At 73.5% G+C, this 14,926-nt stretch carries 11 protein-coding genes; 3 read left to right on the top strand and 8 right to left on the bottom strand.

Annotation, left to right across the window (positions count from 1 at the left end; all coding sequences use genetic code 11):
- Positions 1–6: 6 nt before the first annotated feature.
- The 3 genes from Q1V71_RS08040 to pepN form a co-directional block, all read right to left on the bottom strand.
- Complete coding sequence (locus tag Q1V71_RS08040; protein ID WP_300642732.1) at positions 7–2,364, bottom strand: excinuclease ABC subunit UvrA; 2,358 nt, start codon at positions 2,362–2,364, stop codon at positions 7–9.
- Between the two features lie 427 nt (positions 2,365–2,791).
- Positions 2,792–3,637 (bottom strand): formate dehydrogenase accessory sulfurtransferase FdhD, encoded by an 846-nt coding sequence (locus Q1V71_RS08035; protein WP_300642731.1) that lies wholly within the window; start codon positions 3,635–3,637, stop codon positions 2,792–2,794.
- Positions 3,634–6,156, bottom strand: a complete 2,523-nt coding sequence (gene pepN, locus Q1V71_RS08030; RefSeq protein ID WP_300642730.1) for an aminopeptidase N — start codon at positions 6,154–6,156, stop codon at positions 3,634–3,636. The genes Q1V71_RS08035 and pepN overlap by 4 nt, the downstream gene beginning before the upstream one ends.
- 212 nt (positions 6,157–6,368) lie before the next feature.
- Between pepN and Q1V71_RS08025 the strand changes: the two genes are divergently transcribed.
- Positions 6,369–8,159 carry a SpoIVB peptidase S55 domain-containing protein gene (locus tag Q1V71_RS08025; RefSeq protein WP_300642728.1) on the top strand — a complete coding sequence of 597 codons (1,791 nt, stop codon included), beginning with the start codon at positions 6,369–6,371 and terminating at the stop codon, positions 8,157–8,159.
- A 58-nt stretch (positions 8,160–8,217) separates the two neighbouring features.
- On the opposite strand, the gene Q1V71_RS08020 is transcribed toward Q1V71_RS08025, so the two are convergent.
- Entirely contained in the window at positions 8,218–9,225 is a 1,008-nt protein-coding gene (locus Q1V71_RS08020) for an NADP-dependent oxidoreductase (protein WP_300642726.1), read from the bottom strand.
- Between the two features lie 55 nt (positions 9,226–9,280).
- Positions 9,281–9,565 carry a Fe-S cluster assembly protein HesB gene (locus tag Q1V71_RS08015; protein ID WP_300642724.1) on the bottom strand — a complete coding sequence of 95 codons (285 nt, stop codon included), beginning with the start codon at positions 9,563–9,565 and terminating at the stop codon, positions 9,281–9,283.
- Positions 9,566–9,705: 140 nt separating this feature from the next.
- On the opposite strand from Q1V71_RS08015, the gene Q1V71_RS08010 reads away from it, so the two are divergent.
- Positions 9,706–10,242, top strand: coding sequence for an OsmC family protein (locus Q1V71_RS08010; protein ID WP_300642722.1), 537 nt, complete (start codon positions 9,706–9,708; stop codon positions 10,240–10,242).
- The gene (locus Q1V71_RS08005; RefSeq protein ID WP_300642720.1) at positions 10,239–11,123 is read left to right on the top strand and encodes an SDR family NAD(P)-dependent oxidoreductase; all 885 of its coding nucleotides are present in this window, start codon (positions 10,239–10,241) and stop codon (positions 11,121–11,123) included. The genes Q1V71_RS08010 and Q1V71_RS08005 overlap by 4 nt, the downstream gene beginning before the upstream one ends.
- Positions 11,124–11,134: 11 nt before the next feature.
- On the opposite strand, the gene Q1V71_RS08000 is transcribed toward Q1V71_RS08005, so the two are convergent.
- From Q1V71_RS08000 to Q1V71_RS07990, 3 genes are read right to left on the bottom strand one after another with little or no spacing between them, the layout of a single operon-like run.
- Positions 11,135–11,866, bottom strand: coding sequence for a peptidylprolyl isomerase (locus Q1V71_RS08000; RefSeq protein WP_300642718.1), 732 nt, complete (start codon positions 11,864–11,866; stop codon positions 11,135–11,137).
- A gap of 44 nt (positions 11,867–11,910) precedes the next feature.
- Positions 11,911–12,987 carry an alanine racemase gene (locus Q1V71_RS07995; RefSeq protein WP_300642716.1) on the bottom strand — a complete coding sequence of 359 codons (1,077 nt, stop codon included), beginning with the start codon at positions 12,985–12,987 and terminating at the stop codon, positions 11,911–11,913.
- Positions 12,988–13,043: 56 nt separating this feature from the next.
- Positions 13,044–14,504, bottom strand: coding sequence for an MFS transporter (locus Q1V71_RS07990; RefSeq protein ID WP_300642714.1), 1,461 nt, complete (start codon positions 14,502–14,504; stop codon positions 13,044–13,046).
- Positions 14,505–14,926 lie beyond the last annotated feature (422 nt).

The raw sequence follows: 14,926 nt of genomic DNA, 5'->3' as shown, positions 1-14,926 counted from the left end.
GACCACTCACCCCCCGACGTACGCCGCCAGGTGCTGCCCGGTGAGGGTGGAGGCGTCGGCGACGAGCTCGGCGGGGGTGCCCTCGAAGACGACCCGGCCGCCGTCGTGGCCGGCGCCGGGGCCGAGGTCGAGGATCCAGTCGGCGTGCGCCATCACGGCCTGGTGGTGCTCGATGACCACGACCGAGAGCCCGGAGTCGACGAGCCGGTCGAGCAGCCCCAGCAGGTTCTCCACGTCGGCGAGGTGGAGTCCGGTGGTGGGCTCGTCGAGGACGTAGACCTCGCCCTTCTCCGCCATCTGCACCGCCAGCTTGAGCCGCTGCCGCTCGCCGCCGGACAGGGTCGAGAGCGGCTGGCCGAGGGTGACGTAGCCCAGCCCGACGTCGGCGAGCCGGTCGAGGATCTTCACCGCCGCGGGGAGCCGCGCCTCGCCCTCGGAGAATTGCTCCCGGGCCTCGGCGACCGACATCTCGTGCACCTCGGCGATGTCCTTGCCGCCGAGGGTGTGCTCGAGCACCTCGGCGCGGAAGCGCCGGCCCTCGCACTCCTCGCAGGGTGACTCCACGGTCGCCATCACGCCGAGCTCGGTGAGGATGACGCCCGCGCCGTTGCAGGTCGAGCAGGCGCCCTCGGAGTTGGCGCTGAAGAGCCCGGGCTTCACGCCGTTGGCCTTGGCGAAGGCCTTGCGGATCGGCTCGAGCAGCCCGGTGTACGTCGCCGGGTTGCTGCGCCGCGAGCCCTTGATCGCGCCCTGGTCGACGACGACCACGCCGTCGCGGCCGGCCAGCGACCCGTGCACCAGCGAGCTCTTGCCCGAGCCCGCGACACCAGTGACCACGCACAGCACCCCCAGCGGCACGTCGACGTCGACGTCCTGCAGGTTGTGGGTGGACGCCCCGCGGACCTCCACGACCCCCGTCCGCGATCGCACCGACTCCTTGAGCCGGGCCCGGTCGTCGAGGTGCGTCCCGGTCAGCGTGCCGCTGTCGCGCAGGCCCGCGACGTCGCCCTCGTAGACCACCTCGCCGCCCTCCGACCCGGCCCGCGGGCCGAGGTCGACGACGTGGTCGGCGATCGCGATGGTCTCGGGCTTGTGCTCGACGACGAGGACGGTGTTGCCCTTGTCGCGCAGCTGCAGCAGCAGCTGGTTCATCTGCTCGATGTCGTGCGGGTGCAGGCCGATGGTCGGCTCGTCGAAGACGTAGGTGACGTCGGTCAGCGAGGACCCGAGGTGCCGGATCATCTTGGTGCGCTGCGCCTCGCCGCCCGACAGCGTCCCGCTGGGCCGGTCGAGGGAGAGGTAGCCCAGGCCGATCGCGACGAAGGAGTCGAGCGCCTCGCCGAGCACCGTCAGCAGCGGCGCGACCGACGGCTCGTCGAGCTCGCGGACCCAGCCGGCCAGGTCGCTGATCTGCATCGCGCACAGGTCGGCGATCGACCGGCCCCGGATGCGCGAGGAGCGCGCCGCCTCGGTGAGCCGGGTGCCCTCGCACTCCGGGCAGGTCTGGAAGGTCACCGCTCGCTCCACGAAGCGCCGCACGTGCGGCTGCATCGCCTCGGGGTCCTTGGTCAGCATCGACTTCTGGATCTTCGGGATGATCCCGTCGAAGGTGAGGTTGACCCCCTCGACGTTGATCTTGGTCGGCTCCGACCACAGCATCGTGTCCAGCTGCTTCTTCGTGAACTGCTTGATGGGCTTGTCCATCGGCAGGCCCATCCCGGCGAACAGCCGGCCGTACCAGCCGTCCATGGAGTAGCCCGGGACGGTCAGCGCGCCCTCCGAGAGCGACTTCTCCTCGTCGTACAACGCGGTGAGGTCGACGTCCTTGACCGAGCCGGTGCCCTCGCAGCGCGGGCACATCCCGCCGAGGTAGACCTCCTGCTTCACGACCTTCTTCTCGACCCGACCACCCTTCTCCGTGGTCATGACACCGCCGGCGCGGCGGGTCGGCACGTTGAAGGAGTACGCCGTGGGCGGACCGACGTAGGGGTCGCCGAGGCGGCTGAAGAGGATCCGCAGCATCGCGTGCGCGTCGGTCGCGGTGCCGACCGTGGAGCGGGGGTTGGCCCCCATCCGCTCCTGGTCGACGATGATCGCCGTCGTCAGCCCCTCCAGGACGTCGACGTCGGGCCGCGCCAGGCTCGGCATGAACCCCTGCACGAAGCTGCTGTAGGTCTCGTTGATGAGCCGCTGGCTCTCGGCGGCGACCGTGCCGAAGACCAGCGAGCTCTTGCCCGATCCCGACACCCCGGTGAACACCGTCAGCCGGCGCTTCGGGATCTCGATGCTGACGTCCTTGAGGTTGTTCTCACGGGCGCCGACGACCCGGATCAGGTCGTGGCCGTCGGCCGGGTGGGTGCTCACGGTGTCTCCTTGGGACGCAGGCGGGGGCGCGGGCTGATCCTGGCACGCAGCGCGGACGTGCGCTGGGAGGGCCGACGGGACCGACCGGACCCAGCTGCCGAACTCATCGCTGTGGCACGGCCGGCCCCGGGTCGAGCAGCGCGTTCATCCCCACGGGTGGGATGAGCGACGGCCGGTCCGGGCACGGTCCCGGGACCGGGCCAGCACCGACGCGGCCCGGGGGAGGGAGTCAACCGTGTTGCAGAGCATCGTCTCCAGGTTCGTCGGAGGCCGTCGAGGTGCGGCCCCGGCCGCCCGCTCGACCAGGCCGGCTGGCGGCACCGCCACCGACGCGGCCATCGGTCGCGGCGTGCGGGGTCTGCTGGGCAGGTTCACCCGCCGCTGAGGGGTGGCGCGGTACGCCGGCCGGCTCCACGTGGGGGGTGGGTCAGCCGGCGTACCGCACGACCCGGTCGGGCCGGGTGAACGCCCACAGCGCGAGCCCGTGCTCGGCGGCCAGGCGCACCGACAGCGAGGTCGGTGCGCCGACGGCCACGAGCGAGCCGGTGCCCGCGGCGACCGCCTTCTGCACCAGCTCGAAGCCGGCGCGGCCGGAGACGACGAGACAGGCTTCGGCGGGCGAGAGCCCGGCGAGGACCCGGGCCCCGGTCACCTTGTCGACGGCGTTGTGCCGGCCGACGTCCTCGCGCACCACGAGCACCTCGCCGTCGGCGGTGCACAGGGCGGCGGCGTGGGAGCCGCCGGTGCGGTCGAAGACCGCCTGGGCGGCCCGCAGCCGGTCCGGCAGCGACCGCACCACGTCGGCGGCCGGGAGCGGTCCGGTCCAGCCGCCGGGGGCAGCCACCGAGAGCGCGTCGGCGAGGCTGTCGGCGCCGCAGACCCCGCACGCCGACGACCCGGCCGAGGAGGCCTCGTGCCGGTGCGCGAGGTCGCGCAGCGGGGGAGCGGCCAGCGTCACCGTGACGGTGTTGTAGGCCTGCTCCTCGGTGAGGTCGGCGTCGGTGCAGTAGGCCACGCCCGCGACTGCGCCGGGGGTGTCGTCGACCAGGCCCTCGTGGCGCACCCAGCCCGCGGCCAGCTCGAAGTCGTGGCCGGGGGTGCGCATGGTGACCCAGGCGCGCCGGGGCGCGGCACCGGGCCAGGTGAGCCGCAGCTCCAGCGGCTCCTCTCCGACGAGCCGGTCCTCGCGGCGACGGGTGACCTCGTCCCCGCTGCCGTCGAGGACGTGCTCGACCACCCGTGAGCGGACGGTCGGGCCGGGGCGTCGGTTCACCCGGCGCCCCCGAGCGAGGCCCGGGCGGCGAGGGCGGGGAAGCGCGCGGCGACGGCGTTGCGCCGCTCCAGCTGGTCCACGGCGTCCACCAGGCGGCGACGTACCGGCGCGGGCAGCCGCTCGTCGGTGCGCAGCGGGGCCAGCAGTGCCATCGCCTCGTCCCCGACCATGCAGGTGGGGAAGAAGTCCTCGGCGACGTCGGCCTGCACCCACCCCGAGTGCGCGGCGGCCGCGGCCGCCAGCCCGTGGGCGTACCGCTCGACGTACGGCTCCAGGAGCGCGCGCTGGCTCTCGCGCCACATGCCGGTGCCGGCGGCCTCGAGCTCGTAGTTGGGCACCGAGACCGCGCCGGTGAAGCGTTCCAGGGCGAACTCCTTGGCCGCGACCGTCGGCATCGACGCGACCGCGCGGGTGTGCTCGACCCGGGAGACCGCGGTCGGCTCGGCGGCCAGGGCGGCGTCCAGCTCCTCGCGGTCGGTCTCGCCGAGGACGGCCAGCCGCACCCAGATCCGCCAGCGCAGCTCGAGGTCGGGCTCCAGGCCGTCGGGCAGGTCGCGGCCCAGCAGCCAACCGCGCAGCAGCGCCGGGTCGGCAGCGGTGGCGACCGCGGCCTGCACGGTGCCCAGCTGGAGGGTCGAGCCGGGCTCGTGCGCCTGCGCCGCCGACAGGGCCACCCGGTGCAGCCGCGAGGCCGCCTCGGCCGGGTCACCGGCCAGCGGCACGGCCGAGCGCAGCAGCCACGGGACGGTGTAGGTGAGGCCGGAGTCCTGGGTCTCGACCGGGAGCCAGGCCTCGGCGAGGTCGACCACCGCGTCGGGGGCCACCTCGGCGTGGTGGAAGCCGCTGCGCACGGAGTTCCACGCGCCGGCCCGCACCATCGGGTCGGTGGTGGTGGCGACCAGGCCCGGGAGCAGCGCCAGGGTCAGCTCGTCCGGCTCGCAGACCGCCCAGGTGTCCTCCCACGGGTCGATGAGCACGGCCTGGCCGGTCGGGACCTCGACGGGGGTCCGCTCGCCGGCGACCTCCACCGGGGTCTCGGACCAGTCGCCGCCCGCGGGAGCGGTCGCCAGCCGCAGCGCGTGCGAGCGGTCGGCGGGGTGCTCGGCCGGGGGAGTGCGGACCAGCTCGCCGGCGATGCGGTCCAGGCGGATGCGGTCCGGGCCCGCGGTGACCAGCCAGTCGCCGGAGAACCTCCCGAAGCCACCGGCGCCGGCCCGGGTCCAGGAGTCGAAGAGGTCGTGCATCGTGGCGTTGCCGAAGCGGTGCCGGGTCAGGTGGTCGCGCACCCCGGCCAGGAAGACGTCGTCGCCGAGCCGCGCCGCCAGCTGCTTGAGGATGCTCGAGCCCTTGGCGTAGGAGATGCCGTCGAAGTTCTGCAGTGCCGCCAGGGCGTCCTCCTCGCCGTTGCCGGCGACGGGGTGGGTGCTCGGGCGCTGGTCGGCGACCAGCCCCCACTGGCGGCGGGCGAAGGAGTTCTGCACCCACGCGTCGTCGTACTCCGTCACGTCGGCGGTGACCCGGACGCCCATGTACTCGGCGAAGGACTCGTTGAGCCACAGGTCGTCCCACCACAGCGGGGTCGTGATGTTGCCGAACCACTGGTGGGCCATCTCGTGGGCCACCGTCGTCGCCCGCTGGATCCGCACCGCCCGCGTGACCTTGCTGGTGAACACCAGCGGGTCGCGGAAGGTGACGCACCCGGGGTTCTCCATGGCCCCGGCGTTGAACTCCGGCACGAAGGCCTGGTGGTAGTCCCCGAAGGGGTAGCGGATGTCGAAGAGCCGGTGGAACTCGTCGAAGCACTGCTTGGTCATCGTGAACAGCTCGTCGGCGTCGCGCTCGAGGTCCGCGGCGATGCTCTGCCGCGCGGACAGGCCCAGCGCGATCCCGTCGTGCTCGTCGCGCACCAGGTGGTAGGGCCCCGCGACCAGGGTGACGAAGTACGTCGACAGCGGCTGGGACCGCTCCAGCTCCCACACACCCGGCTCGGGGTTGGTCCCCGGGGCGTTGCCGATGACGACCCAGTCCTCGGGTGCGCGCACGTGGAAGGTGTAGGGCGCCTTGAGGTCCGGCTGGTCGAAGCACGCGAAGATGCTGGGTGCGGCGTCCATGAAGGACATGCCGTAGACGTAGTGCCGACCGTCTGCGGGGTCGACCGAGCGGTGCAGGCCCTCACCGTCGTTGCGGAAGGGCATGACCGCGTCGACGACCAGCTCGTGCCGGCCCTCGGTCAGCGACAGGGGCAGCCGCCCGGCGCGCAGTGTGTCGACGTCGAGGGGTGCCCCGTCGAGGTGGATCGATCGCACCGCGGTCGGCTTGAGGTCCAGGAAGGTCTCGCCGGCCTGGGAGTCCAGGGTGATGCGGGTCAGCGAGCCGAAGGTCTCCTCGCTGCTCGCGAGGTCTAGGGTGACGTCGTACTCCTGCACCCGCAGGAGGGCCGCGCGCTGCTGGGCCTCGCTGCGCTGCAGGCCGCGGACGGGCGGGGTCGGGGTGGCTGGGCTGTCCTCGCTGGTGGGCACGGGCCGACCCTACGACCGCGGTGGCCACCACAGACCGGCCCACCCGGGTGGGTCGGCGCGGCCGCGGGACGGGCGCCGGAGGGCCGCAACAGGACACGGTCACGTAAAGGTCCAGACATTTCCCTCATGTCGGGCAACCAACCCGGCTCCCGGGACGTCACCATGTCGACGGACGCACTTCCGCGTCCGCACTCGAGGGAGGACACAGCGCGATGACGCGTTCGATCCAGGCACGTCGGGCTCGGGCCCTGGCTGCCACCACCGCGGCCGGGCTGGCGCTCGGCACGCTCGCCGTCGCCGGCACGACCGGCACGGCCGTCTCCGCGGAGCCGGCAGCCGACTGCGCGGCGCCGTACGACGCCAGCCTGCTGCAGCGCGGTGACGCCGTCACCGGCCTGACCGTCGACGAGGGGACCACCCCCGAGGCGTTCACCGGCGAGGTCATCGGTGTCCTCGACGACGGCATCGCCGCCGGGCTGGACATGATCATGGTCGAGCTGGACTCCGAGGCCATCCAGCGCGCCGGCGGCATCTGGCAGGGCATGTCCGGCTCGCCGGTCTACGTCGGCGACCAGCTGGTCGGCGCCGTCGCCTACGGCCTGAGCTGGGGCCCCTCGCCGATCGCCGGCGTCACGCCGTTCTCGGAGATGGACGACTACCTCGGTCGCTCCGCCCAGCGTCCCGCCGCGAAGGTCGCGGTCCCTGACAGCGCCGCCCGCGCCATCGCCCGCGAGAGCGACGTCAGCCGCTCGCAGGCCGCGCAGGGCTTCGCCCAGCTGCCGGTGCCGATGGGCGTGGCGGGCATGTCCGCCTCGCGCCTGGCCCAGGCGCAGCGCTACGCCGCCGACCAGGGCAAGGGCTACCTCGCCCCGTCGACGTTCGCCGCCGGCCGGATCGGCCGCGACACCGCGCGTGCCGCGGCGCCGGAGAGCGTGGTCGCGGGCGGCAACATGGCCGCCTCGATCTCCTACGGCGACGTCTCCTACGCCGGCGTCGGCACCGTGACCTCGGTGTGCGACGGCGAGGTCGTCGGCTTCGGCCACCCGTTCAACTTCCTGGGCGCCACGACGCTCGGCCTGCACCCGGCCGACGCGCTGTACGTGCAGCCGGACTCGCTCGGCGCGCCGTTCAAGGTCGCCAACATCGCGCCGCCGACCGGCATGATCGACAACGACCGGCTGACCGGGATCAGCGGCGCGTTCGGCACGCTGCCCGACGCCGCCACCGTCACCTCCACGGTGACCTACGGCGAGCGCTCGCGCACCGGCTCCTCCGACATCTACTTCACGCCCTTCTCCGCTGACGTGACCTTCGGCCAGCAGATCGTCAACCACGACCGCGTCATCGACGGGATCATGGCCGGCGGCGAGGACCTGTCCTGGACGATCGAGGGCACCGACGAGACCGGGGCGCCGTTCACCCTGAGCTGGGCCGACCGCTACATCTCCACCTTCGACATCACCTTCGAGGCGTCCTGGGACCTCGCCGACACCGTCTACAACCTCTCGCGGCTGCCGGACGTGTCGATCGACTCCATCACCACCGATGCCGCGGTCGACGACGACGACTCCTCGATCAAGCTGGTGGCCGTCGAGCAGCTGCGCGGCGGTGAGTGGACCAAGGTCGGGCGTCGCTACGGCATCAAGGCCGAGCGCGGCGAGCTCCTGCGGGTGCGCGCGGTCCTCAAGGCCGCCGACGAGTCGCTGAGCTACGTGCCGTTCTCCACCCGGATCGGCAAGAAGGCCCAGAGCGGCTTCCTCAACGTCATGGGCGGTGCCTCGGACTGGATCAGCATCTGGGGCGCGAAGTCCGTGGCCGAGATCCAGGAGGCCTACGCCAAGGCCGCCAGCAACGACCAGGTCGTCTTCAACCTGCGGATGAAGGGCAACGGCGGCAAGGTCATCGTCCCCAGCGAGGACCAGGCCTCGGTCGTCACCGGCCGCAAGGGCTACTTCGTCGACGTCGACGGCGGTCGCGGCGGCCCGCAGTGCCGGGGCTGCTGATCCACCGCGGCTAGCGAGCAACCACTGGTGCGGCTCTGGCACCCGGCGCGAGCCGGGGTCAGAGCCGCACGAGCATCTTGCCGGTGTTGCCGCCGGTGCCGAGGGCCAGGAACGCCTCGACGCAGCGGTCCAGCCCGTCGAAGGTCGTCTCCCGTGCGACCAGGCTGCCGTCGGCGAGCCAGCCGCCCACGGTCCGGTAGAACTCCCCGGCGGCCTCGCGGTGGTCGGAGACGATGAAGCCCTGCAGCCGCAACCGGCGCTGCACCAGCCGCACGAGGTTGCGGGGTCCGGGAGGCATCTCGGTGGCGTCGTACGTCGCGATCGCGCCGCAGGCCGCGACTCGGCCGAAGTCGGCCATGTGCTCGATGGCCGCCTCGAGCTGGTCGCCGCCGACGTTGTCGAAGTAGACGTCGATGCGACGGCCGTCCAGCGCGGTGCCGAGCTGGCGCACCAGCGAGCCGTCGCGGTAGTCGAAGGCGGCGTCGAAGCCGAGCTCCTCGGTGAGCCAGCGGACCTTCTCCGGGGAGCCGGCCGAGCCGACGACCCGCGAGGCGCCGAGCAGGCGGGCCATCTGCCCGACCAGCGAGCCGACCGCGCCGGCCGCGCCGGAGACGTGCACGACCTCGCCCTCCTGCAGGCCGCCGATGCGGGTCAGCCCGACGTACGCCGTGAGGCCGGGCATGCCCAGCACCGAGAGGTACGCCGAGGCAGGGGCGAGGCTGGTGTCGACCTTCCGCGCCTCGGCGGCATCGACCAGCGCGTGCTCACGCCAGCCGGCCATGTGGGTGACGACGTCACCGGGGGAGAGGTGGTCCACGCCGCTGGCCAGGACCTCACCGACGGCCCCGCCCTCGAGCGGGGCGTCCAGGGCGTAGGGCGCGACGTAGGACTCGGTGTCGTTCATCCGCCCGCGCATGTAGGGGTCGACCGACAGCACGGTGTTGCGCACCAGCACCTGGCCGGGCGCCGGGTCGGGGAGCTCGACCTCCACGGTGCGGAAGTCGTCGGTGGTGGGACGCCCGACGGGGCGGCGGACGAGGTGGATCTCGCGGGTGCTGGTGCTCATGCCCGCCGATCCTGCCAGCGTCCCGCCGCCCCGACCGGGTGGGAGGTCGCCCGGGTCAGCCCTGGACGCCCAGGGCGAACTCGACGCGACCGCCCTCGTCGACGGCGGCGTCGAGGACCTTGTCGTCGAGCATGGTCGCGGCGTTCTCGTCGAGGTAGACGGTCGCGCCGTCCTGCTCGAGGACCTGGTCGCCGGGCTCGGCGGTCGCGGCCGTGGTGACGTTGAGCCCCGCCTCCGGGCCGGGCTCGGCGGAGATCCGGAGCCCGGATCCCTCCGTGCCGCCCTGCTGGTCGGCGATCTCCTTGACGATGAGCGTGGCGTTCTGGGTGAGGGTGAGCATGGCTCGCCTTCCGTCTCGCGTGCGTGTGGTCAGCTGTCCACCGTGCCGGTTACGCGCGGCTCGATCAAGCCGACGGCGTGTCGTTCACCCGGTCGGGGACCCTGGCGGCGGCGGGGTGGTCGCTCTGGCACGCTGTGCCCATGGCTGAGGAGCAGGCAGGACAGCAGGGCCGCGACGAGACCCTGCGCGAGATCGACATGGTCCGGATCGGCGACAAGCGCTACAAGGCCACCAACGGTCGCGGGGGAGTGCTGCCGATCGGTGGCGGCGACGACCCGGACTTCACCCCCGTCGAGCTCCTCCTCGCCGCGCTCGCCGGCTGCGGCGCCATCGACCTGGACTACCTCACCGGCAAGCGGGCGCCCTTCGCCTCCTTCGCCGCGCACGCGGAGGGTCACAAGGTCCGCGACGAGGGCGGCCACCACCTCACCGGGCTCACCGTCACCTTCGACGTGACCTTCCCCGAGGGGGAGGGCGGCGACGCGGCCCGCGGCTCGCTCGCGCGCTCGGTGCAGCAGATCCAGGACCGGCTGTGCACCGTCGGTCGCACCGTAACCCTCGGGGACCCGGTGGAGTACCGCACCGGCGACCTGTCCGGCGCCCTCCTCGAGCCCTCCGACGACTCCGTCGCAGCCCGGCCCGCCCCGGCCTCCCGAGCGGAGCCTGCGCAGCCGTGACCGGCGCGCCCTGGACCGCCGTCCCGGCCCAGCACGGACGGCGCTTCGTCGTCACCGGGGCCACCAGCGGCATCGGCCTGCTCACCGCCCAGGTGCTCGTGCACCGCGGCGCCGAGGTCGTGCTCGCCGTGCGCAACCCGGAGAAGGGCGCGCAGGCGGCAGCCGGCATGACGGGACCCGGTCGGGCCGTCGTGGAGCGGCTCGACGTCTCGGAGCTCTCCTCGGTCGAGGCCTTCGCCGACCGGATCGGCGATGTCGACGTGCTGGTCAACAACGCAGGCATCCTCGGGGTGCCGCAGGGGACCTCCGTCGACGGGGTCGAGCTGCACCTGGCCACCAACCACCTCGGCCACCACGCCCTGGCGCTGCGGATGCTGCCGCGGATCGGCGACCGCGTCGTGGTCGTCTCGAGCAACTCCCACCACCACGGCGACCTCGACGTGACCGACCTGGACTGGTCCCGGCGCGGCTACCAGCCCTACGCGGCGTACGCCGCCTCCAAGCTCGCCAACATGCTCTTCCTGCTCGAGCTGCAGCGCCGGCTCACCGAGCAGGGCTCCTCGCTGCGCGTCACCGGCGCGCACCCCGGCACCACCGCCACCGCGATCACCTCGAGCAGCGGGCGCGGGTGGCTGAGCTGGGTCGGGTCGTGGGGGCACCACCTGGTCGGGATGCCGGTGTGGCGCGGCGCGCTGCCCACGTTGTACGCCGCCACGATGGACGTGCCGGGCAACTCCTACGTCGGTCCGGACGGCTTCAAGGAGTTCTTCGGCTGGCCGACCCTGGTGGGTCGCAGCGCCCGTGCCTCCGACCCGGACCTCGCCCGGGCCTGCTGGGACGCCTCGGTGCGACTCAGCGGGGTGGACCTCGGCCTGCGCTGACCCGCCCCGGGTCAGCTTGTGCTGACGGTCTCCAGCACCACGGGGGTCGCTGGCGGGCCGTCGGGCTGGCCGGTCGAGGTGCCGTCGGCCGCCACCTCGCGGAGCACCTTGAGGCCGGCCTTGTCGACCTGGCCGAAGACGGTGTACTCGGCCGGGAGCGGGGTGTCCTCGTAGACCATGAAGAACTGCGAGCCACCGGAGTCGGGGTAGGGCGTCTTGGCCATCGCCAGCGTGCCCGCGGGGTAGGTCTCGTCGCCGGTCAGCTCGTCGGGGATCGTGTAGCCCGGGCCGCCCGTGCCGGTCGCCGTCGGGTCGCCGCACTGGAGGACGAAGATGCCCTGCGTGGTCAGCCGGTGGCACTCGGTGCCGTCGAAGTAGCCCTGCTCGACCAGGGACACGAACGAGCCCACCGTGCACGGCGTGCGGTCGGCGTCGAGGGTCGCACCGATCTCACCGGCGCTGGTGGAGATGGTGACCTCGACCTCGCCCTCGACCTCGGGGTCCGCCGGCGGGGCCTCGATGCCCTCCACCGACGGGCTGCCGTCGGCAGGGTAGGCGCACTCGCCCTCGGCGGGCGGCTCGAAGGAGCCTGCGTCGCCGCTCTCGCTGGCCGCGGACGCAGGCGTGTCGGTCGCGGTCTCCTCGCCGTCGTCCCCGCACGCGGAGAGCGCGCCGAGGCAGACGAGGGTGGTCAGCGCGGCCACGGCGCGCGTCGTCGAGCGGGGGGAGCGGCGGGTCAGCATGGCGCCGATCGTAGACAGCCCACCTGGGAGGCCGCTGAGGACAGTCAGGAGTTGAGCCCGCGGGCCGCCACGTCCCAGGCGCGCAGCCGCCCGGCCTCCTCGACCCAGAGCACGTCGGCGAGGTTGACTGCGGCGCACACGTGGTTGGGCACGACGTCGACCTGGCTGCCCAGGCGGGGGCGGCGGCCGGGCCACTCCACGACCGCGTGGTGCTCGGCCAGCGATACGACGCGCGCCCTTGGGCGCTCGAGGATCCGCCCGTAGCCGGTGGCGTACGCCGCGCGGTCGGCGCCCAGCGCCTTCGAGCCGGCATCCAGCACGACGCGGCCGCCGGCATGGCTGACCACCGTCGCCCGGGCGGTAAGCGCGATGTCGTCGGGGTCGACCGTGCCGAGCTCCCACTGCTGGGCGTCGCCGAAGACGTAGACCCCGGGGCGCAGCTCGGTCACCCGCCCCAGGTCGCCGCTGGCCCCGGCGCTGCCCAGGCTCGCGGCCAGCGTGGGGGTCGAGCCCCCGGACACGACGCGGCAGTCCAGGCCCGCGGCCTCCACCGACTCCCGGGCCACGCGCAGGGCCGTCGCCTCCGCCGCGACCACCACGTCGGCGGCCCCGCGGGCGTAGCCGTGGCCCGGGAACGTGAAGACGCCCCGGACCGGAAGCCCGACCCGGGCGGCGGCCTTCGCCACGTGCCCGGCGTCCTTCGGGGGCACACCGGTGCGGTGGTGCCCGGAGTCCACCTCGACCAGCACCTCGATGCCCGAGCCGCCGAGGCGGCGACCGCCGTTGGCGGCGGACTCCACGGAGTCCACCCCGATCGCGACCCGGGCCTGCTCGGCGAGGTCGCGCAGCCGCTGGGCGCGGGCGTCGTCGACCCAGATCGGGTAGGCGATGAAGACGTCGGTGCAGCCGCCGCGGACGAACGCCTCGGCCTCGCCGACCGTCGCCACGGTCAGGCCGACCGCGCCGCTCGCGAGCTGGAGCCGGGCTATCTCGAGGCTCTTGTGGGTCTTGGCGTGCGGTCGCAGCGCGATCCGGGCGCTGGCCGCCTGCTCGGCGACGTGGCGCACGTTGCGGCGCAGCCGCCCGAGGTCGACGCGCAGGTGCGGCGTCTCGACGGGCATGTCCGCCACCGTAGCGGCCGGCCCGGCCCGGTCCGGCGAGGCCCTTCTAGGCGGGGTCAGGCTCGGTCGGAGGTGGCCAGCTGCGGTGCCGGTGCGACCGGGCCGCTGGTGGCAGGGGAGCGGGGGATGAGGGCCGCGATCGCCACGCCCAGGAACGCGGCCGCGGCACCGATCGCGAAGCAGGCCTGGAAGGCGCCCTCGGTCGGGACGCCGATGCCGCCCAGGTCCACGGTGCTGCTGGTGAGGACCGTGCCCATGAGGGCCGCAGCCAGGGTGGTGCCGAGCGAGCGGGAGAGTGCGTTGACCCCGACCGCCGAGCCGGCCTCGTGCGGGGGAGAGGCGTCGAGCACGAGCGCCGGCATCGCGGCGTACCCGATCCCGACCCCGACGCTGATGACGATCGAGGCGACGGCGAGCTGCCAGGCGCTGGCCGTCATCACGAGGGCCAGGAGGTAGCCAGCACCCAGGACGGCGGCGCCGATCATCAGGGTGGCCTTCGGGCCCAGGGTGCGCATGAGACGGCTGGAGACCGGCGCGAAGGCCATCATCATCAGCCCGCCCGGCGCCATCCAGAGACCGGCGGCGAGGATCGACTGACCCAGGCCGTAGCCGAGCACCTCCGGCAGCTGCAGCAGCTGGGGGACCACGACGGCCTGCGCCATCATCCCCATGCCGACCGCCACGGCCGCGACGTTGGTGAGCAGCACGGGGAGGCGGGCGGTGGCGCGCAGGTCGACGAGCGGCTCGGCGGTGCGCAGCTCCACGGCACCCCAGGCGACCAGCACGAGCAGCCCGACGACGATGAAGCCGAGGGTGCGGCCCGAGGTCCAGCCCCACTCGCTGGCCTTGGAGATTCCGACGAGGAAGAGGACGAGCCCCAGCGCCAGGCCGAGCGCGCCGCCGACGTCGAAGCGGGCGGGCGTGGTGTCGACGTCGCGGGGGACCAGCACCAGCATCGCGGCCAGCACGGCGGCGCCGAGGCCGGCGGAGACCCAGAAGAGCACGTGCCAGTCACCCACCTCGACGATCCAGGCCGACAGCGGGAGCCCGATCGCGCCCCCGACGCCCAGCGTGGCGCTCATCGCGGCGATGGCCGAGCCCGCCAGGCGCGGCGGCACGACCTGGCGCAGCAAGGCGATGCCGACGGGGATGTAGCCCATCGCCAGGCCCTGCAGTGCGCGGCCGACGAGCATGGGGGCCAGGGAGTCCGAGAGCGCGCAGACGACGGAGCCGACGACCAGCAGCACGGCGCTGGCGACGAGCACCCGCTGCTTGCCGACGATGTCGGCGAGCCGGCCCATGACCGGCATGGTCACGGCGGCCGCCAGCAGGGTGATGGTCACGACCCACGCGGTGCTGGAGGCGGTGCTGCCGAGCAGTCGGGGGAGCTCGCCCTGGATCGGGATGACCATCGTCTGGGTCAGCGAGGCCGCCAGGCCACCGGAGCACAGCGCCACCACGGCGGCCCAGGGGTGGGTCGCACGGTCGGGGGCCGGGGCGGTCGCTGAGGTCGTCACCGGGACATGAAGTCACATGATGGTTGCTAGTAGCAACTATCGGCTGCAGTGACGTGCGTCGCACGTGGTGGTCGTCGGTCCGCAGTGGCAGGGTGCCGGTCATGGGCGATGGGCAGGGTGCGCGCAGGTTCGTCGAGGAGGACCTGTCCGGAGCGCGTTTCGAGCGGTGCGACCTGACCGGCGCCGGGGTGCGGGGAGCGCCGTGGGTGGGCTCGAGGTCGACGACCCGTGGCTCGGCCGGCTGGGCGAGGTGAGGGGGCCGCCGTGGGTCGCGATCTACATTACTGGAGACCCTGCGTATCAAGGTTGGTCGTATCGCGCAGGCAAGTCCCGGCCTGCACCAGGTGAGAACCGACGGGCGCTTGCCGGCGTCGCCCGTCTGGTTTGCGTGTAGATCTCACGCGTCGCTCGCAGCGAAGGTA

The organism is Nocardioides sp. (genome assembly GCF_030149505.1).
Lineage (GTDB): Bacteria > Actinomycetota > Actinomycetes > Propionibacteriales > Nocardioidaceae > Nocardioides.
The sequence above is the reverse complement of the archived record's forward strand: the minus strand, read 5'-3'. Positions and strand labels throughout refer to the sequence as shown.